At 64.4% G+C, this 19918-nt stretch carries 18 protein-coding genes; 8 read left to right on the forward strand and 10 right to left on the reverse strand.

All coding sequences use genetic code 11. The features are described 5' to 3' along the window. The first annotated feature begins 93 nt into the window (after positions 1–93). Complete coding sequence (locus DWB23_RS16690) at positions 94–1041, forward strand: CBS domain-containing protein (RefSeq protein WP_121743919.1); 948 nt, start codon at positions 94–96, stop codon at positions 1039–1041. A gap of 43 nt (positions 1042–1084) precedes the next feature. On the opposite strand, the gene DWB23_RS16695 is transcribed toward DWB23_RS16690, so the two are convergent. Both DWB23_RS16695 and DWB23_RS16700 read right to left on the reverse strand, forming a co-directional pair. Continuing rightward, positions 1085–2047, reverse strand: a complete 963-nt coding sequence (locus tag DWB23_RS16695) for a hypothetical protein (protein WP_121743920.1) — start codon at positions 2045–2047, stop codon at positions 1085–1087. A 102-nt stretch (positions 2048–2149) separates the two neighbouring features. Beyond that, positions 2150–3544, reverse strand: coding sequence for a signal recognition particle protein Srp54 (locus DWB23_RS16700; RefSeq protein WP_121743921.1), 1395 nt, complete (start codon positions 3542–3544; stop codon positions 2150–2152). 368 nt (positions 3545–3912) lie between these two features. On the opposite strand from DWB23_RS16700, the gene DWB23_RS16705 reads away from it, so the two are divergent. Then, complete coding sequence (locus tag DWB23_RS16705; protein ID WP_121743922.1) at positions 3913–4134, forward strand: type II toxin-antitoxin system HicB family antitoxin; 222 nt, start codon at positions 3913–3915, stop codon at positions 4132–4134. A 36-nt stretch (positions 4135–4170) separates the two neighbouring features. Here DWB23_RS16705 and DWB23_RS16710 read toward each other — a convergent pair whose 3' ends face one another. After that, entirely contained in the window at positions 4171–5490 is a 1320-nt protein-coding gene (locus DWB23_RS16710) for a 4Fe-4S binding protein (protein ID WP_121743923.1), read from the reverse strand. Positions 5491–5693: 203 nt separating this feature from the next. Here DWB23_RS16710 and DWB23_RS16715 point away from each other — a divergent pair, with 203 nt between their 5' ends. Continuing rightward, positions 5694–7133: a dihydrolipoyl dehydrogenase gene (locus DWB23_RS16715; protein ID WP_121743924.1), complete on the forward strand. Its 1440-nt coding sequence runs from the start codon at positions 5694–5696 to the stop codon at positions 7131–7133. Between the two features lie 72 nt (positions 7134–7205). Here the strand turns inward: DWB23_RS16715 and asnB are convergent, their stop codons facing one another. Beyond that, complete coding sequence (asnB, locus tag DWB23_RS16720; RefSeq protein WP_121743925.1) at positions 7206–9074, reverse strand: asparagine synthase (glutamine-hydrolyzing); 1869 nt, start codon at positions 9072–9074, stop codon at positions 7206–7208. A 358-nt stretch (positions 9075–9432) separates the two neighbouring features. On the opposite strand from asnB, the gene DWB23_RS16725 reads away from it, so the two are divergent. Next, positions 9433–10245, forward strand: a complete 813-nt coding sequence (locus DWB23_RS16725) for a helix-turn-helix transcriptional regulator (protein WP_121743926.1) — start codon at positions 9433–9435, stop codon at positions 10243–10245. A 157-nt stretch (positions 10246–10402) separates the two neighbouring features. Next, the gene (locus tag DWB23_RS16730) at positions 10403–11647 is read left to right on the forward strand and encodes a flavin-containing monooxygenase (RefSeq protein WP_121743927.1); all 1245 of its coding nucleotides are present in this window, start codon (positions 10403–10405) and stop codon (positions 11645–11647) included. Positions 11648–12194: 547 nt separating this feature from the next. On the opposite strand, the gene DWB23_RS16740 is transcribed toward DWB23_RS16730, so the two are convergent. After that, complete coding sequence (locus tag DWB23_RS16740) at positions 12195–12992, reverse strand: sulfurtransferase (RefSeq protein ID WP_121743929.1); 798 nt, start codon at positions 12990–12992, stop codon at positions 12195–12197. Between the two features lie 282 nt (positions 12993–13274). On the opposite strand from DWB23_RS16740, the gene DWB23_RS16745 reads away from it, so the two are divergent. Next, the gene (locus DWB23_RS16745) at positions 13275–14141 is read left to right on the forward strand and encodes a sulfurtransferase (RefSeq protein ID WP_121744311.1); all 867 of its coding nucleotides are present in this window, start codon (positions 13275–13277) and stop codon (positions 14139–14141) included. A 387-nt stretch (positions 14142–14528) separates the two neighbouring features. Here DWB23_RS16745 and DWB23_RS16750 read toward each other — a convergent pair whose 3' ends face one another. After that, a complete protein-coding gene (locus DWB23_RS16750) occupies positions 14529–14933 on the reverse strand; it encodes a carboxymuconolactone decarboxylase family protein (protein WP_121743930.1) in 405 nt (134 codons plus the stop codon). Positions 14934–15186: 253 nt separating this feature from the next. Further along, positions 15187–16377, reverse strand: coding sequence for a polysaccharide deacetylase family protein (locus DWB23_RS16755; protein ID WP_121744312.1), 1191 nt, complete (start codon positions 16375–16377; stop codon positions 15187–15189). Positions 16378–16552: 175 nt separating this feature from the next. Between DWB23_RS16755 and DWB23_RS16760 the strand changes: the two genes are divergently transcribed. Beyond that, on the forward strand, positions 16553–17188 hold the full coding sequence (locus DWB23_RS16760) for a rubrerythrin family protein (protein ID WP_121743931.1): 636 nt from the start codon (positions 16553–16555) through the stop codon (positions 17186–17188). A gap of 49 nt (positions 17189–17237) precedes the next feature. On the opposite strand, the gene DWB23_RS16765 is transcribed toward DWB23_RS16760, so the two are convergent. The 3 genes from DWB23_RS16765 to thiE all read right to left on the reverse strand — a co-directional run bounded on the left by DWB23_RS16765 (position 17238) and on the right by thiE (position 19129). After that, the gene (locus DWB23_RS16765; protein WP_121744313.1) at positions 17238–17510 is read right to left on the reverse strand and encodes a DUF7553 family protein; all 273 of its coding nucleotides are present in this window, start codon (positions 17508–17510) and stop codon (positions 17238–17240) included. A gap of 118 nt (positions 17511–17628) precedes the next feature. Beyond that, positions 17629–18468, reverse strand: coding sequence for a hydroxyethylthiazole kinase (gene thiM, locus DWB23_RS16770; RefSeq protein WP_121743932.1), 840 nt, complete (start codon positions 18466–18468; stop codon positions 17629–17631). Between the two features lie 4 nt (positions 18469–18472). Beyond that, complete coding sequence (gene thiE, locus DWB23_RS16775; protein ID WP_121743933.1) at positions 18473–19129, reverse strand: thiamine phosphate synthase; 657 nt, start codon at positions 19127–19129, stop codon at positions 18473–18475. A 96-nt stretch (positions 19130–19225) separates the two neighbouring features. Here thiE and DWB23_RS16780 point away from each other — a divergent pair, with 96 nt between their 5' ends. After that, on the forward strand, positions 19226–19915 hold the full coding sequence (locus DWB23_RS16780; RefSeq protein ID WP_121743934.1) for a haloacid dehalogenase type II: 690 nt from the start codon (positions 19226–19228) through the stop codon (positions 19913–19915). Positions 19916–19918: the final 3 nt, after the last annotated feature.

Here is a 19918-nt window from a genome sequence, read left to right on the forward strand (position 1 = left end):
CGCATGGACTGTCCGACCGTACCGAGAGGTGATTTGCAATCCCTGAAGGGGTAGGGCGGGGAGTGAAAGGGTACCGATACGTACGGTGACGGGATGCACGATTCGATCAGCGTCTCCGAGATCATGGTTACCGACGTCGTCACCGCCTCGCCCGACGCAACCGCGACGGAGGCTGCAACCCTGATGCGCGATGAACACGTCAGTTCGGTCCTCGTCGTTCGCGATGGCGCGCCCGTCGGAATCGTCACCGAAGGCGATTTCGTCACGCACCTCTGTGAGCGCACCGACCTCGGTAGCGTCGAACTGGCCGACGTGATGTCGTCCCCGCTCGAGACGATCACTCCCGAAACGTCCATCGTCGACGCCGTGGCCGTGCTGCGGGAGACGACACTCGAACATCTTCCAGTCGTCGAACGCGATGGGAGTAGTAGCGACGAATCCGAGACGGTCATCGGGATCCTCACGACGACGGAGCTCTCCTACTACGTTCCGCACCTGGCCCACCGAACGAACGGGTTCGAGAGCCACCCGCCGCGACGACGGATCCGGACCGACACCCAGTACGAACGCGACGACTGGGAGTTCGAGTACCGCGGCGAGGACGAGATGACCGTCTCCGTCGGCGACGTTGCCCGGTTCTCGAAGAAGATTTCCGACGACGACGTCGAGCGGTTCGCCGAGATCACCGGCGACACGAATCGCTTACACCTCGACGAGGACTACGCCGCCGAGACTCGATTCGGCGAGCGAATCGTCCACGGCGTCCTCGCCAACGGACTGATCAGCGCCGCACTCGCCCGACTTCCCGGATTGACCATCTATCTCTCACAGGAGAGCAGCTTTTTAGCGCCCCTCTCGATCGGCGAGCAGGTGACGGCCACCTGTGAAATCGTCGCCGATCTCGGCGGCGCGAAGTACCGGATCGAGACGGCCGTCACCGACGGCGACGGGACGACGGTGCTCGAGGGCGACGCGGTCGTCCTCATCGACGATCTGCCGCCGGAAGCGGCGCTCGAGGGCGACACGGCAACTGCCGACTGAGAGAACGCGACGCTCCGGTGGCAGCTGTGGGCATCTCGACCGACTACTGTCCACACTCGGTGGCGTTCTCGAGTTCCCGCTCGCCCTCGGCCCGTTTTCGGTTTGCGACGAGCGGATCGCCGTCGGCACCAGCCGCCGCCGAATCCGCAAAGGCCGCCGCTGCATCGGTCAGGTGGCCGCCCTGGCAGCGTGCCGTCTCGAAGTAGTCGGTCAGGCCGTCAGGCGTCGTCTCGTCTTCCTCGAGCGTCGTCGCCGCCTCGAAGGCCGATTCGGCGTCGGTAAACGTCCCCTCGGCCTGGTCGTACGCCCCGTTATCGACGTGCGTGTGCCCTCGTTCGAGGCATCCGTAGCCGTCGAGGATCGACTCGAAACCGCCCGCGAGCGTGTCGAACGAGCCCAACACGTCGCCGAGCGTCGAGATACCGCCCTCGAGATCCGCACGTTCGATCCGGGCGAGTTCCTCGAACCGGTCGTCGAGCGACCGAAACTCGCTGACCGCGTCGTCGTAGTGGATCTTCGCCTCGTCGATCTCCGCCCGTCGGTCGTCCATGGTCGCGGACGCGTCCTCGAGATCACTGTCGCCGCCGGTCGCGGCGGAGACGCTGTCGAAGTCGTCGCTCAGCGTGTCGTCGGTGACCGTGTCGGCCACCACGACCAGCGCCTCGAGAACGTCGGCGTACGTTCGAAGCGTTTCGATATCGTGCTCGCGGTCCGCTCCCAGTTCGGTCGCTGCCGTCTCGAGGTGGTCTCGTGCGGTCGCGATCGAATCGGCGGGTTCCGCGGGGTCGAATTCGATGCGTTCGGGATCCTCGATGGTGTCGGCCTCGACGTTCAGCGCGAGGGCGGCGTCGTTTAGATTCCCGGCCGCGCGGTCGAGTTCGCGTTCGCCGGTTCGATCGATCCCCTCACCGCTCGAGTCACCGCCGGGAAGATCGTCCAGACACCCGGCGAACGCGGCCAGTGGCACACCGGTGCCAGCGCGGGCGAGGTACTGCCGACGATTCATTGATACTCGAGAATACGCGGGGAGGCCTATGAACGTAGTGGCAGTCGAACCCGTCTCGATCCACTTCGGAAACCAATCGCGAGGAGAGCGTCGTCAGGCGCGTTATCCGAACGGCCCCATCCCGCCCATGCCGCCGCCACCGCCACCGCCGCCCTGTTGCATCTGTTGCATCATCCGCTGCATCTCCTGTTCGGAGCCCATGCCCTGGAACTGCTTGATCGTCTTCTCCATCATCTTGTACTGCTGGAGCAGTTCCCGAACGTTGTCCTCGTCGGTGCCCGACCCGCGTGCGATGCGTTCGATCTGGTTGGCGCCGATCGCTTTGGGATACTCCTTCTCGGCGTCGGTCATCGAGTCCATGATGACGCTGAACGTGTGCATCCGCTCCTGGGTGACGTCCATCGCGTCGTCGGGGAGTTGATCCTTGATCCCGCCGCCGAAGCCGGGGATCATGTCCATCACCTGATCGAGCGGCCCCATGTTGTTCATCGCCTCCATCTGCTTTTGCATGTCGTTCAGGGTGAACTGACCCTGCAGCATGTCCTCGGGGTCCCAGTCGTCCTCTTCGATATCGGTCTGCTCCATCGCGCGCTCGACGCGCTCGGCGAGCTGACCGAGGTCGCCCATACCGAGCAGCCGGGAGATGAAGCCGTCGGGTTCGAAGCGCTCGATGTCCTGGACCTCCTCGCCGGTCCCGAGGAAGGCGATCGAGGAGTCGGTCTGGTCGACGGCCGTCAGCGCGCCGCCACCCTTCGCCGTCCCGTCGAGTTTCGTGATGACGACGCCGTCGATGCCGATCGACTCGTCGAACTGGTGGGCCTGGTCCTTCGCACCCTGACCGATCGCGGCGTCCAGGACGAGCAGGGAGGTGTCGGGGTCGGCGACGCCCTCGATCTGCTCGATCTCGTCGATCAGGTCGTCCTCGAGCGCGTGGCGACCCGCAGTGTCCACGATGTGGACGTCGGCCTCGCTCGTCTCCTCGAGGCCCTTCCGGGCGATTTCGACGGGGTCGTCGTTGTCCGGGTTCCCGTAGAAGTCGACCTCGGCCCGCGCGGACATCTCCTTCGCCTGGTCGTAGGCACCGGGCCGGAAGGTGTCGGTCTGGATGATCGCCGGTCGCAGCCCCTTCGTCGAGAACCACCAGGCCATCTTCGCGGCGGAGGTCGTCTTCCCGGATCCCTGCAGCCCCGCGAGGAGGATCGTCTGCTCCTCGAGCGGCAGTTCGGTCGAGTCGCCGATGAGGTCGACCAGTTCCTCGTAGACGATTCGGAGGACGAAGTCCCGCGCCGGCGTGCCGGCCGGCGGCTCTTCCTCGAGCGCGCGCCCTTTGATGTTGTCCGACAGCTCCATCACGAGCGAGACGTCGACGTCGGCGGAGAGCAAGGAGCGCTGGATCTCCTTGACGATCTCCTCGATGTCCTCCTCGCTGAGCCGTGACTTCCCGCGGAGTTTATCCAGGGTTCCCCGCAGAGAACTGCCGAGATCGTCGAGTACCATTTGCCCTGACTACGGGGCGACGGTGTTAAAGGCTTTTTCTACAGTTCACCAGCGTCCGCGGAGCGTAATGGGCGGATTATGCGTTCGTCTCTGCGGCTGCGTGTCGGTAATTCTGTACACTGGCGCGCTCAGTCGTGGTGAGTACAAACGAACCGCGACTCGAAACCGTGAGGGATGAACGAGCGAGCGCAGTGAGCGAGTGAATCGGCTGGGGAGGGCGTGGAGATCCTCGTTGCCAGCGTAGCAGGATGCTTCCTGTTTCCGTCGCTGGGTTGTCGATACGCCTTCCCAATACTCATCCACCGTTCGACAACTGAAAGTCGAGCAGCGTCGATGCGTATTTCAGCCGACCCGAACAACGAACGCGTATGAGTTCGGATGCAGACGTAGACCCCACCGACTACGAGGCCCTCGAGGATGCGGACGTAGTCATGCGCCAGAACGACCACGGCCTCCACATCGCCGACGACGAGGTGACCGGGGTTTCGAGTCAGGGACAGACGCCCGAAGAAGCGCTCGAGAACCTCGCGGCAGCTGTCGAGTCGTACGCAGAAGCGACCGACGACGATCCGGGCGACGACTGGCTCTGACCCGCCGCCGGACGTATCGGGACCACGACGAGGGAATCAGTGGGCGAGAACGACGAGGAAGGTACAGGCCGACATGAAGGCGACGTGCGGGACGAACGCGCGCAGCGCCCGTCGTTTCGAGTCGGTCATGGTCGTGGCGACCTGCCAGGCGATCGAGCCGCTCCAGGCGACGGCGAGCCACAGCCAACCGGTGGCGAAAAACACTTCCCAGGACGAGACGATCGCGGGTGAGACGCCTGCGGGGAGCGCCAACGCGATACCGAGTCCGTTCGCGAACACGTTCAGGCTCTCGCCGCCGCTCTCCAACAGCCCGCCGATGACGTGTGCGCCGAGCGAGTACATGATGCCGAGCGGAGCGTAGGCGAGGCCGAACTTCGTGAACGATTCCGTCCACTCGAGGCCGCTCCAGTCGCTGGCGAGTCGGTGGACGGCGGTAAAGCCGATGATCGTCGCGGCGATGCTGACGAGATACGCCGTCGTCGGCGTCAGCAGTCCCGGGAGCCCCTGAACGAGTGCGGTGGACGCGACGGCGTCGCCGAGGACGTGATCGATCGGGAAGATGGCCCAGATAACGAGCGCGACGATCGCCTCGTCGACCAGCGGGATGCGCTCGGTGACGATCTTCGAGCCCGGCCAGCGAAACCGCAGTTCGACGTCCTCGTCCGGTCGCTCGGTCGTACACTTCATGCACGCGGTACACCGACGGTCGGTGCTCAGATACTCGCTTTCGTACTCGAGGGTCGCACACTGGACGCCGGTTTCGGACGTCTGGGCGACCTCGAGGGGCGACAGCTTCGCGGTGACGCTCATCACGCCGGTCGCCGGACAGACGTACCGGCAAAACGCCTGGCGCTGGTAGACGAGGCTGACCCCGACGGCGACGCCGAGAATCGGGAGCCAGTAGTAAGGAATGAGCGACGGCGTGTAGGCGACGCCGACCTTGTACATCGGCCACCGTGCCAGCGCGAACGTCACCGCGGTCAGCGAGAGGATCGAAATCGGGAGCCCGTATACGAACCACTTGGTGTGCGTGTACATCGGGAAGTGTCGCCGGAGTCCGAACCGCTGCGTGAACCTGACGATCGCGCCCAGGGGGCAGAAGAAACACCAGATTCGACCGAGAAAGAGGAGGCTTATGATCATCACCGGCGACCACCAGAGATCGAAGAAGGCGACGGCCCCGAAGTTCGTACTCGAGTCCGCCGGTCCGACCGCGGCCCGGTAGATCGCATAGAAGAAGATCCCGACGGTAAGGAGGTTGACCGTCGGCTGGACGTACTTGTTCGTGAACAGAAACCGGACGAACCGGTTTCGCGTGATCGTGATACTGCCGTTCGAGTCGGTCTCCGTCGACATCACTGGATTGTTCCGTCGAGTAAATATCACCGATCTGGTTTAGTTAACGAAAACGGAGTCCGTTCGGGACGGTAGTGTCGTCGGAGCTACGAGAGCAGAACTGTCACGGTTACGGCTACCGCTACCACGTTCGCGTACGACCGACGACGGCGTTCGAATAGCAGGGTCTGGTTTTACGCGTTCGTTCGTGATCGGATCCACGCATGGACGAGTACGATATCGTCGTGGTCGGCGGCGGATCGGGCAGCCAGGTCGCGACTGCGGCCGCCGAACGGGACCTCGAGGCGGCCGTCGTCGAACGCGGCCCGCTCGGCGGGGCCTGTATCACGCGCGGCTGTATCCCCTCCAAGGCGCTGATCCACCGAGCCGATATCGTCGACGAGGTGCGACGCACCGACGAGTTCGGTATCGCGGCCGAGTTGGGTGAGATCGACTACGGCGAAATCACGTCGTCGATCCACGACACGGTTTACGAGAAGGCTGAGCGACAGGAAACGAGCCTCCGAGACGACGAGAACGTCACGCTCTACCGCGGCGAGGCCCGGTTCGTAGACGAGCGCACGCTCGAGATCGATCGAACCGCCGATGACGCCGGCAGCGAACGGATTCGAGGCGACAGCGTCGTTCTCGCGGTCGGCAGTCGACCCGTGATCCCGCCGATCGACGGCCTCGAGGACGTCGAGTTTCTCACGAGCGACGATTCGCTCTTCCTCGAGGAGCGACCCGACGATCTCGTGGTCATCGGCGGCGGCTACATCGGGACCGAGCTCGGCTACTTCTTCGGTGCGATCGGAGCCGACGTTTCGCTCGTCGGTCGCAGCGACCGATTGGTGCCGGAAGAAGACGACGCCGTCAGCGACGTCGTAACCGACTCCCTCGCGAACTACTGCGAACTGTACACCGGCTACGAGGCCGCCGAAGTCGATCGGAACGGCGAGCGGATCACCGTTACGGCGGAACCGAGTGACGATGGCGACGGCGACGCGGTCTCCCTCGAGGCCGACGAACTGCTGGTCGCGACCGGGCGACAGCCGAACACGGACACGCTCGATCTCGACGCCGCGGGTCTTGAGACCGACGAGAAGGGGTACCTCGAGACCGACGACCGCCTCGCGACCGCCGTCGACGGGATCTGGGCGCTCGGCGACATCGTCGGCGAGCAGCCGTTCAAGCACGCGGCCGACTACGAGGCTCGTCTCGTCACGGCGAACGTCCTCGATGACGCGCGGCGGGAAGTCGATTACGAGGCCATGCCGCACGCGATCTTCACCGCACCGCAAGTCGCCAGCGTGGGACAGACGGAAGCCGAACTCGAGGCGGCCGGCCGAGCGTACGAGACCGCGACGGTCCCCTTCGACGCCGCGCCGCTGGGGATGATTCTCGAGGCCGACAACGGGCTGGTGAAGGTGCTCGCGACGCCGGACGGCGAGATCCTGGGCTGTCACATCGCCGGTCCGCAGGCGTCGGCGCTGATTCAGGAGGTCGTCGTCGCGATGGACAGCGGATCGGGGACCGTCGACGACGTCGCTGATCCGGTGCACGTCCACCCGGCGCTCTCGGAAGCGGTCTACGCAGCCTTCGACAGGCTGTCGTCGCAGGCGTACTCGACGGCTCCGGACTGGACGGACGTAAGCGGTGCGTAGTGGGGTCAGCTACGGACGCCGTCCCGCTCGGAGCGTGCGCGCGGATGGGGTCAGAAGGGCAGCGAACCGCGATTAGACGATCGCGTTCTGTTCGTCGATGAAAGTGTGGTGCCACGCGACGTACGTGAGAATCATCCAGAGCGTCCGCCCGACGGATTGCTCGCCGCGGCGGTGGGCCTCTCGCAACGCCATGGCTCTGTTCGCGTCGACGTACGGCGTTTGTCGGAGCTTCTCCCGCGTGAACCAGGTTTCGATGGCGTTGTGGTCACCCATAAACCAGTCTTCGACCGGCGGTCGCATCCCCATCTTCTTCCGGTCGATGATCTCGTCCGGCAACAGGTCGCTGACGGCCCGTTTGAGCACCCGCTTGACGTCTTCGTCCGTCACTTTGTGCCGGACCGGCAGCGAGTGGGCGAACTCCACTAGCTCGGTCGACAGGAACGGAACGCGGAGCTCCAGCGACTGGGCCATGCTCATGTGGTCGGCCTTGAAGAGGTGGTAGTCCGGGAGCGTGTAGCTCGTTTCGTAGGCCGACATGTGCTGCTCGAGCGCCGGCGTGCCGACGGCCTCCGTTACGTCGCCGACGTTCGTCCGCAATCCCGACGTCGCTGCGGTTTCCCCCGTTCGGAGGAACTCGTCGGGTTCGGGTCGGAAGGTCGTAAAGCCACAGACGTGATTCAACAGCATCTCCTCGTTGTTCTTCAGCCCCGAGTAGTAGCGGAGGTGTTTGTTCCCGACGGGCGACACCTGGGCGACGGCGCCGGCGACGTCGTGCGTGAACTCCGGCATGAAGTCGACCTTTCGCTTGTGCTGGGGGACGTGTTGATACCACGGATAGCCCGCAAACAGTTCGTCGGAACCCTCGCCCGCCAGCGCGACCTTGACGTCCTGACTCGCCCGTTCGGAGAGGGCGTACATCGGGAGCATCTGAAGGTGCCCGGTCGGCTCGCCGAGATAGCGGATCATCTCGCCGAACAGGTCCATAGACGAGAGGTCGATGTTGACCTCGTGATGGTCGGTGCCGAAGTGATCCGCGACAAGGCGCGCCTCCTCGCTCTCGTCGAGCATGTCGTCGTTGAACGAGACGGAGTAAGTCTTGAGCGGGTCGTCTTTCAGCTCCGACGCGATCCCGACGACGGCCGAGGAGTCGAGTCCGCCCGAGAGAAAGGCACCGACGGGGACGTCCGCCATGAGGCGTTTCTCGACCGATCGGTCGAGCAGGGTGCGGAGTCGGTCCGCGGCATCCGCGAACCCCCCCGTCGCGCTCCCGGTCTCGATGTCGCGGAGGGACCAGTAGGTTCGTTTTTGGCACCCGTCAGAGTCGATTCGAACCGTCTGGCCCGGCTCCACCTTCTGGACGTCTTCCAACAGGGTCTGCGGCGCCGGCGTGTACTCGAGCGAGAAGTGATTGTAGACGGCCGACGGATCGATCGTTCGGTCGACGCCGCCGATCAGTAGTGCGGGCAGTTCGCTACCCCAGACGAAGCCGCGGTCCGTCTCCCCGTAGTAGAGCGGTTTGATGCCGAACCGATCGCGAGCGAGGAAGACGCTGTCCGCGTCGCGATCCCAGATCGAAAACGCGAACATCCCCTCGAGGTGAGAGACCATCTCCTCGCCGTACTCCTCCCAGAGGTGGACGAGCACTTCGGTATCGCACTCGCTTTCGAACCGGTGGCCCGCCCGAGACAGCGACTCGCGCAACTCGGTGTGGTTGTAGATTTCTCCGTTGAAGACGACGCCTACCGACTCGTCTTCGTTCCACTTCGGCTGCGAACCCCCCTCGAGATCGACGATCGAGAGCCGTCGCGCACCCATCATCAGCCCCGCGTCGCGGTCGAGATACGAGCCCTCCTCGTCCGGGCCGCGGTGCTCGATCCACTCGAGCATCGCGGAGAGCGTTTCGTCATTAGTCCAGCCATATGCACCGACGATACCACACATGCGTTATCGACCGGCGGACACCCCCCTTGTAATGACTGTCGTACTGATTGGTAATCGAAACATGTTGTAAGCTGGTTGATGTGTTCGGTGTCATCGATCGGCGCGTTCCAAACTCCGCGGCTCTGTTGAAACCCTTGATCGGAAATATATTTCGGGAGTCGTGCCGAATACAAAGCGCGATTGCAGCAAGTGGTGACTGCCACGTCAGCACCACGACTGAGGTACGTCGCCACTATCGAGGTAGGCTGAGAAGCAGGCGGTGGACACGCACGTGATCCGCCCGAGACCCTCGAGCGTAGGGTCGCCTGCCCCTCTCCACGGTAGAAACGCTAAGTCCCTCGCACCCCTTACTCCTCGTATGGCTACGGGAATCGATAACATCCAGCTCCTGGCCACGTCAGCCCACCGCGTTGGTGTCCTCGAGACGCTGGGGGACGGACCGACAGACCGTCGAGAGCTGTGCGAGGTCACCGGCGCCTCCTCGCCCACCGTCGGACGGGTGCTCGCCGACTTCGAAGAGCGCAGGTGGGTCGTCAGAGACGGCCCCGCGTACGGGTTGACCCCCCTCGGCGAGTACGTCGCCGACCGGTTCTTGGCACTCCGGGACGCGATGGAGATCGAGGAGAAGCTTCGCGACGTTTGGCAGTGGTTGCCGGTAGAGATGCCGGGGTTTTCCGTCGACCTCTTTGCCGACGCGGTGGTCTCCTACCCTGGGCCAGGTTACCCCTACGAGCCCGTCGAGCGTCTCGGTCAGCTCATCGCATCGACCTCGTCGATGCGCGGATTCGACAACATCGTCTACAAGTCGAGCAACCTCGAGACAGCCTGCGGTGCAGTCCTCGGAGGAATGGCGTTCGAGTACGTGTTTACGCCTGAGGCCCTGAAGGGAATGTTCGCCTGGAACCCGGACCGGATCACGGAGGTCGCCGCCTGCGAGAACGCGACCGTCCTCGTCCACGATCACCTTCCCGACGGCGACCGCTGCGGCCTCGGCATCGTGGACGACCGGGCCGGCATCTGTTGCCACGACGCCGAAACCGGGGCACTCGTGGCGGTCATCGATACGGACGCCCAGGAGGCCCGCGACTGGGCCATCTCGGTCTTCGAGCAGGTTCGAGCGGAGGCGACCCCGGTAGACCTCACCACCTTCGAGTCCCGTGCGCCATCGTAACGCCAATAGCGACGACCGCCGCCATCGGATGGCAAACCGGTCAGCCGAGAGCAGCTGACGGAGCAGGCACCAGCCTATCCGAGATTTCAGGGCGTGAAATCCTGCACGCGGCATCATCACTTCCCCCCGGCGCGTACGCTTACCGAGGAACGAAAACATGATCGAACGACACGACACCGTCATTGTCGGCGGCGGCCAGGCCGGACTGGCGACCGGGTACTACCTGCAGCGCCACGACCAGGACTTCGTCATCCTCGACGCGAGCGACCGCGTCGGCGACGCGTGGCGGGCCCGCTGGGACTCCCTCCGGGTGTTCACGCCCGCCCGTTACTCGAGCCTGCCGGGAATGGACGTTCCGGGCTCACCGCACGCCTTCCCAACGAAGGACGAGGTGGCCGATTACCTGGAGGCCTACGCTCGTCGATTCGACCTGCCCGTCGAACTCGGCGTCCGCGTGGACGGGCTGGAACGGAGCGGCGATGGCTTCCTCGTCACCGCGGGCGACCGACGGATCGAGGCGGACAACATCGTGGTGGCGATGGCGAGCTACCAGGTCCCGACGGTCCCGGATTTCGCGGCGGAGCTCTCCGACGACGTCGTCCAGTTGCATACGAGCGACTACCGCAACCCCGATCAGCTCCAAGATGGGGACGTGCTCGTCGTCGGGGCAGGCAACTCCGGTGCCGAGATTGCCCTCGACGTCGCCGGCGCTTCGCGCCGGCTGCAGGCGGGACGTGGAGCGTCTCGCCCTGTTCACGGCGCCGAAGGCGCCGTGAGCCAGAGGTCCCGGAGAGATCTCGCTGTCGCCGACGAGCACGAAACGTGGCTGTCGGGCCGGGACGTCGGCCACGTGCCGTTTCACATCGACTCGTGGATCGGCCGTCACCTTGGGGTCCCATTCGTGATGCGCGTGCTCTTCCACCGGATCTTCACAACGGGGACGCCGATCGGGCGCCGTATCCGCCCGAAGGTACTCTCACGGGGCGGCCCGCTGGTACGCACGAAGCCGAGTGACCTGGCCGCGGCCGGCGTCGAGCGGGTGCCTCGCATGACCGGCGTCCGCGACGGTCGCCCCGTCGTCGAGGGCGACGACGTTCTCGACGCCGAGAACGTCATCTGGTGCACTGGCTTCCGTCCTGACTTTTCGTGGATAGACCTCCCAATCTTCGACGGGGAGGAACAGCCCAAGGAACCCATCCACGTGCGCGGCGTCGTCCCGGACGAGCCGGGACTATACTTCGTCGGCCTATTCTTCCTGTACGCGATGACATCGGGGCTGTTCACCGGCGTCGGCAGGGATGCAGAGTACGTCGTCGACCACCTAACGTCGACAGCGCGGCAGCAGCAGCCTCGTTCAAGCCATACAGGATCGTGGATGGATTCCTCCAGCAGTCGTAGGTGAGTTCGGTGTCGGCCCCGAGTCTGAGAACGGCCAGTCTCGCGAACGCCGCCATCTCACACGATCTAACTTATCCTAACTTGGAGTTAGATCACCGGCGGAGACCGATACAGCCTCTGTATTCAGCAGCATCTACTAAAGATTTAACAGGGTCAACTCCGCGTAGACGGTATAAAAGGCATATTTCGGAGAGTAACGAGGTGTGAGAACGACGACGCTCGTCCGGATCTGCGATGGCGGCCACCGAAAGTCACTGCACGCTCGGTCGCACGACAGCCGTGCGATCGGTGGGTGAATCGTTTCAGCTGTTACGAGAGGCTACTGGCGAAACGTCCGGAAGAGTCCGTCTGGATCCGGCTCCGGCGAGTCGCCGGGCGGCAGGAACGCGACGCCGATCCGACCACGAGACGTATCCGGACCGGCCCGCGAGGCGGCCGCCTCTCGGTCGTCGCCTCGCCTCGAGGTTTCGATCGCGGTTCGATGGGAGTAACGGCGACGTTCGTCACCGGGCGGAGCGAGGCGAAGCGGGAGTTTTGCCCCGCGGCGTCGCTCACTCGGCCTCGCCGCTCTCGACCTCCCCGTCGTTTGCGAGCCACTCCGTGAGGCTCCCCTCGTAGAACGCGACGTCCTCGTAGCCGAGCGCCCGGAGAACGACGTACGTGTGGCTGATCCGTCTGGCGGTATTGCAGTAGAGCACGATCTCGCGGTCCGGCGTGATGCCGTACGACTCGAGCAGGGCCTCGAGTTCATCCTTGGGCTTTAGCCGCCGGGTTTCGTCGTCGACGACCTCGCGCCAGTCGAACCGAACTGCACCGGGAATCCGGGCCTCCTCGAATTCGTCTTCCTCGCGCGTGTCGACGAGGACGGCGTCGCGCTCCAGGGCCGCCTCGACGGCCTCGAAACCGACCAGCGGGCTCGCCTCGTGAGAGAGGGGGTTCGCCTCGTACGTCGTCGCCTCGATTTCCGTGGTCTCGCTCGTCGTCTCGTAGTCCCGGTTCCAGGCGCTGAAGTCGCCGTCGAGCAGGCGAACGTCGTCGTGGCCGTACTCGAGGGCGGTCAACACGAACCGAGCGGCGAAGACGCCGTGGGTGTCGTCGTAGGCGACGATGGTATCCTCGGGGGCGATGCCGGCTTCCGAGAGTAGTTCCGCGAACGCGTCAGGGCCGGGGAGGGTCCCGCGGTCGACGTCGGTTTCGTCGCGATAGCTGTCGAAGGGGATGCTTACGGCACCGGGAACGTGTCCGATACCGTCGTACTCCCAGGCGTCTCGGACGTCGACGATGCGTACCTGCGGGTCCTCGAGATGCGCGGCGAGCCAGTCGGGGGCGACGACGACGGATTCGTCCATTGACTGCATGTTTCTCGGAAGCCTCGAGAACACACTGGTCCCGGCACCACTCCCCTCGGTACCGAGATTGGAGCAATTGTTACCGTCTTTGTCCGAGTTGTCGGCTCGTTGAGAACCGTCATACGTCGGCGACGAGGTAATTTCGCGAGCAGTGGACCGGTACGCTGGATCGCCTCGGTTTCGGTCGTTCGTAATAGCGGCAACACTGTCCGACACAATCGATCCTCGTCCGAATTGTCCGGTTTGGGTGCCACTATGACCCTGGAACTCGTCGGATCCCGTATGGCAAACGACTACGCCAACGACGTACTTGTGACGGCTGATTGGGTCGAGGAGCGTCTCGACGAGTTCCAGAACGACGACTCCGACCTTCGACTGGTCGAAGTCGACGTCGATACGGAAGCGTACGAGGACGCCCACGCACCCGGTGCAATCGGGTTCAACTGGGAAACCCAACTGCAGGACCAGACCACTCGAGACGTCCTCACCAAGGACGACTTCGAGGACCTGCTCGGTAGCCACGGCATCAGCGAGGACGACACGGTCGTCCTCTACGGCGACAACTCCAACTGGTTCGCCGCCTACACCTATTGGCAGTTCAAGTACTACGGCCACGACGAGGCCTACCTGCTCGACGGCGGCCGCGAGTACTGGCTCGAGAACGACTACCCGACGACCGACGAAGAGCCCGACTTTTCCGCCGTCGAGTACGACGCCGCCGGTCCGCGCGAGAGCATCCGCGCCTACCGCGAGGACGTCGAGAACGCGATCGAGCGCGGCGTTCCGCTCGTCGACGTTCGCTCCCCTGAGGAGTTCAGCGGCGAGATTCTCGCTCCGCCCGGCCTCCAGGAGACCGCCCAGCGCGGTGGTCACATCCCCGGCGCGAAGAACATCTCGTGGGCCGCCGTGACCAACGACGACGGCACCTTCAAGACTCGCGACGAACTCGAGGACCTCTACGCCGACGAGGACATCGACGGCGGCGAGACGACCGTCGCCTACTGCCGCATCGGCGAGCGCTCGTCGGTCGCCTGGTTCGCGCTCCACGAACTGCTCGGCTACGAGGACACCGTCAACTACGACGGGTCCTGGACCGAGTGGGGGAACCTGGTCAACGCGCCGATCGAGAAGGGCGAAGCGGACGACTGAACGAAGTGAAGGAGTCCGCTTCGGGATAGCGAGCGGGGAACGAAGTGACCCGCGAGCAGGGCGAGGGCGACTGAGCAACGCGAAGGAGACCTCGTAGCGAAACGGCGAGGCGAAGCCGACCCGTGGAGCAGGGCAACTGAGCGACGCGAAAGCGGTCTCGAGATCAGAAGCGGTGGTCGCGGCGAGCGACGAACCGCGAACGGGGCGAGGCCGACGACTACCCGAAATACCATTATCGAGCGAGCGAACGATTACTCGCGAACGAGGTCCCGTCGAGTGAGCCGTCGGCTTCGTCAACTGCGTTATCGTGACGGGCCGGCGAAAAATCGGTGCGGGTTTTCGACCGAACGGTGGTCGGAAACCCGCGAATCGTGACGACGACCCGCCTCAGTCGTCGCTCGGTGCGGCCGCCTGTTGTTCTTTGACGTGAGTGACGATATCGTCCGTCTCGGACACGAACTCATCGTGATCGATTTCCGCGCCGTGGAGAACCGACGAGAAGTACCGAATGTTGCCCGCCACCGCGACCGCTTCGTCCAGTTCTTCGTCGGTCACCTCCTCGAGTTTCGCTTCCTCCGTGTGGAAGTGGATGCAGTACGGACACTGAACGGCTGCTGCCGCGCCGAGGGCGATCAGCGCCTTTTCCCGCTGTGAAAGCATGGTCTCTCCGAGTTGAAGGTCGCGAACGACGCCCCAACTGTGATCGACGGCCGGCTCTGGAAGCGCCGAGATCCAGCTCGGAACTCGTCCCAGATGCTCCTCTATCTCCTGTTGTGTTTCAGTGGATACCATTGGTCTCTCCCGGAACTCTCGTATCGATACCATCCAACAACGGTGCTGGATCGGATGGCGATTCGAGACCCACTTCTATTACACCACACTATCGTATGAAACTAACACACAAGAGTCTGATACCACGGGTCAAAGAATTACCACTAGTCGTGATAATGACAGGACCGGTACTGACCGGGATCAGTTGTCGGCAGGATATCGTCGGGGAAGTACTCGCGAAAAAACCGACGAGAACGACACTCAACAGCGTCGTTCAGTGCAGGTAATCCGACATAATATCGTCGGGCGTCACGACGTCGATTTCGCCGGCCGACTCGAGGTCTGCGAGCGTGGAAAGCATCGCCTCGAACGAGACTCCCTCGAGACTGCGGTAGGACAGCGTCGTGATCATCCGGTACTCGGCGGCCCACTCGAGGAGTTGCGTTGCCTCGTCGGCGTCCGGGGTGGCGGCGCGGGGGGCGAGGTACGGATTGGTGACGTTCCCGTGGCCCGCATAGCCGCCGACGAACGCGAGGTCGTGATACTCCTCGACGAGTTCGAGGGCCGACTCGTCGTACCGGTTGAGCCCGTACGAGAAGTAGGCGTCGTCGAACCCGTGGTCGCCGAGCCAGGCCGCAGCGTCGCTGATTTCGGCTTCCTGCCGATCCGCATCATGTTGGGTGATGTCGGTTCCAGTTGCACCGCCGCTGGCGACGGTCCAGCCGTCGCTCTGGAGGGACTCGAGGTCAGTGCTCGAGAGGTAGCCGGAACTGCCGACGTAGTCGGTGTTGACGAACACCGTCGCGGGGATGTCGTGCTCGGCGAGTAGCGGCGCGGCCTCGGATCCGACTTCGGTAGTGTTTTCGGGGAACTGCAACAGGACCTTCCCGGTGTCGGGTCGCTCGACGAAGTGGTAGTCGTCACACCACAGTGACAGCTCGCGGTCGCCGGCCCAGACGGAGATCTTGGTGTGATTGATCGAACTCAGGTCGGGGGTGCCGGCGGTGTCGACGATCCCCAGATCGTGGCGAGTGAAGGGGTCGTCCGCGTTGACCGCACACTGGAGCAGGAGTCGGTTGCCGTCGGTGTCCGCGAGCTGGACGACCGGGTTGACGTCGTGATCGCTCGTAAAGGCCAGCGCCGGGAACTCGTCCGAAAGGTCTCGCGGGGAGTCGAACTCCCGTTTGATCATGATTCGGTCCTCGGATCCGTCCGACTCCATGCGAGCGGACTGTGAGCCGGCGTACGTGCGTTCTTCGTCGGCGGTAAGCGATCCTTCCATCACCGTCCACTTCGACAGATCCTCGAACTCGTCGAACGAGCCGGGATCCTCGTTGACCGGGTCCGACGGTTCGTTATCGTCCTTGTCGTTGTCGTCTTTGTCTGCGTCGTCCGAACTACTCAGAGCGGAACAGCCAGCAACCGTCACCGCAGCAGCCGTCGCGAGGTATGCTCGTCGTTTCATTACGATCGATGAAAGTCGAGATCGGTTGATTGTTATGACCGCGCTACTCTCTCGTTTCCGAGAGTAACCGGTTCCTTCGGAACCGTAGGGACCGGTTACGACGCCGATATCGGCGAACCCGACCGCAGAAAGTCGTCGCGACAGACCTAACTCGAACCCGGTCGAACGGTTCGGTATGACCGATTCCGAGACGTTCGTCGAGGCCGTCCGTGACGACAACCAGACCGCGCTCTCACGACTCGGCTCCTCGAAGTCGTTGTACGCCGACACCGGCGGCGATATCGACACCGAACCCGTGCTCGAGGCGACTGCCGACGCCGAACACGCGGCCTGGCAGACATTCCTCGAGTGGGCCGACACCGAAGCCGACGACGAGGCCCGCGACGCCTTCGAAGCGATCGCCGCGGACGAGCAGCGCCACTACGAAACCGTCGTTGACCACCTCGATACGGACGCGTACGAACCGGACGAGATCCCGGCCCTCCACGAGTACCTGCGCGGACTCGAGTCGACCGTCGAACGCGTCGGTGCGCTCGTCGGTCGGATCCTCGCGAGCAAGCGCTCGAAAGAACAGGTCGTCGGCTACTTCGTCGGCGACGCCGATCCCCAGACCGCCGGCGTCTTCCGGGAGTTCGGCGGCGATCTGGACGAGCAACTCGAGCGCGCAACGGACCTCCTCGAGGACGTCTGCGAAAGCGACGACGACCTCGAGCGCGCCCGGGAGGCCGCAACCGGCGCGATAGAGGCCGCCTACGGCGAGTACGTCGAAAACCTCGAGTCGATGGGCGCGAACCCGAAGCCGGTCTGTTGAGGAGTGGGCGTTCGAACCGGCGTCGCGATACGTCTTCGGTCGATTCCGGTTATACGCCCTCGAGCGTCGATCGGTACGCTTTGATCGACTCGAGCGCTTCTGCGACGAGGTTGGCGACAGCGCCGCCTTCCTCGTCGGCGATTTCGGAGAGAATGTGTTCGTGGCGCGCGAGTTTGCCGTGGTCCGGGCCACGGTCGGCCTCGGCCAGCGTTTCGAACTGCCGGGACTGGGTTTCGAGGCGCTCTCGCGTCTCGTCGTCCGATGCGGTCTCGGCGGCGTCTTGAAGCGTTGCAGCGGCGTTCTCGAGTTCGGGTTGGGTCACACGGTCTCGTTCACAGTCGATCGACAAAACAGTTTCACTCCTGTCGAATTCATCCTGAACTGGCGAACGGAGACTTGTCGTGAGCGCCGTGGAAACGCAGCGACCGCGCTCCGAGACGTCAGGAGGCGCGTTCGATCCTGTCCTCGAGATCGAGTTCGCTCGCTTCGTCCGCCGTGAGTCCGGCGACCGCGTCGTGGAAGTTCGTCCGGTAGCTCGCCGGGCCGTTGTGGGCCATCTCGGCCGCACGTTCGCCGGCGATTCCGAAGGCCAGCGTCCCGTGAAGGGCGGCCGTCGTCGCGTCCTCGAGCGCCCCGTGGAACGCCGCGACGGTCGCGCCGAGCATACAGCCGGTGCCGACGACCTCGCCGAGCATCTCGTGGCCGACCGAGAGCCGAACCGCGCCGTCGGCGGTCGCGACGACGTCCTCGACGCCGCTCGCGACGACCGTCGCCCCGGTCGACTCGGCGAGTGACCGAGCTGTCGCCTCGATTGCCTCGTACTCGCCGACCGATTCGACGCCTTTCACTTCGGCTTCGACGCCCGCGAGCGCGCTGATCTCGCCGTAGTTGCCCTTGATGACCGAGAAGTCGACCGCCTCGAGGAGGTCTTCGGCGACGGCCTCTCGAGTCGGCGTCGCGCCAACGCCGACGGGGTCGAGGACGACGGGGATGTCCCGTTCGGCCGCGGTACGGGCGGCCTCGTGCATGGCCGTGACTTTCCCGTCCGGGACCTGTCCGGTGTTGAAGAGGATCGCGGACGCGCCGGCGGCCATCTCGCCGGCGTCGCCCGGCGAATCGGCCATCACCGGAAGCGCGTCCCAGTGGAGAGTGAGGTTGGCCACGTCGTTCATCGTCACTTCGTTGGTCAAGTGCTGGACGAGCGGCGACCGCTCGCCGATCGCGCCGACGGAGTCGGCGAGGTCGGTACCGGTGACGTCGGTGGGTAAGGGGTCGGTCATCGAATTACCGTGCGTCCGCCACCTCCTTCGCAGTTTCGACCGTCGTCGCGAGCGATTCGGTGGCGGCTTTCGGATCCGCGGCCGCGGCGATCTCGGAGATCACGGCCACGCCGGCCGCGCCGGCCTCGACGACCGGGGCTGCATTTTCGGCCGTAATGCCGCCGATGCCGACCACCGGGATCGAGACCGCCTCGGCGATTTCGCCGATCCGTTCGGGACCGATACCGTCCTTGGACGCGTCGACGTCCTTGGACGTCGTCCCGTAGATCGATCCGACGCCGAGGTAGTCCGCGCCGTCGGCCGCCCCTCGAGCGGCCTCCTCGACCGTCGACGCCGAACAGCCGACGATCGCCTCGGGACCGAGCAGGTCGCGCGCGACGGCAACCGGGAGATCCGACTGCCCGAGGTGGACGCCGTCGGCGTCGATCGCAAGCGCGAGATCCACGCGATCGTTAACGATCAGGTCCACGTCGGCCGCCAGCGTCAGTTCGCGGAGTTCGAGGCCGAGTTCGTACCGCGATCGCGCGTCGGTCCCTTTCTCGCGAAGTTGGACGACGTCGACGCCGCCGTCGATCGCTGCGCGGACGATCTCCGGGGTCGAACGCCCCGCCGAGATCGACGCCTGCGTGACCAGATAGGTTCCGTAGTTCGAGGGGTCCATGGCCGAAGTGGCGGCGCTCGAACACTAAACGCTTCGATCGCGTGATTCGTCCCCGTCGAAGCCGAGGTTCTTGCGCTTCGATACCGTAGCACGAGTATGTCGTTCGATCCCGACCGCGTGACGACCGTGACGTTCGACTCGTACAGTACCCTCGTCGACGTCGACGCAGTCGAAGCCGCACTCGCGGCCCACCCCGGCGTCGACGCGCCCGAACCGATCTCGAGAACGTGGCGCGAACGGTCGATGCAGTACACCCTCGTCGGAAATCACACGGGAACCTACGAGCCGTTCTACGAGGTCAATCGGGACGCCCTCGAGTACGCACTCGAGGCCCACGGCGTCGAGGCGACCGAAAACGAACGCGAGGAGATCCTCTCGGCCTACCACGAACTCGACGTCTTCGACGACGTCCGAGGGAGTATCGAACGCCTCCGACGGGGCGGGTACGACTGTTACGTGCTGTCGAACGGGAACCCCGAAATGCTCGCGTCGATGGTCGAACACGCCGAAATCGACGACCTCCTCGCCGACACGATCAGCGCGGACGAACTCGAGACGTTCAAACCTGATCCCGATCTGTATCGCCACGCCGCGGGTCGGACGGGCACGCCCATCGAGGAGGTCGCCCACGTCTCCGCGCTCTGGTTCGACGTTCAGGGGGCGAGCCACGCCGGAATGCAAGGCGTGTGGCTCGACCGAAACGGAACTCCCTGGGAGCCCTTCGGCGACGAGCCGGAGCTCGTCTGTGCGGGACTCGAGGAGGTTGCGGATCGACTCGGCTGTTGAGAC

The organism is Natronorubrum halophilum (assembly GCF_003670115.1).
Classification (GTDB): Archaea; Halobacteriota; Halobacteria; order Halobacteriales; family Natrialbaceae; genus Natronorubrum; species Natronorubrum halophilum.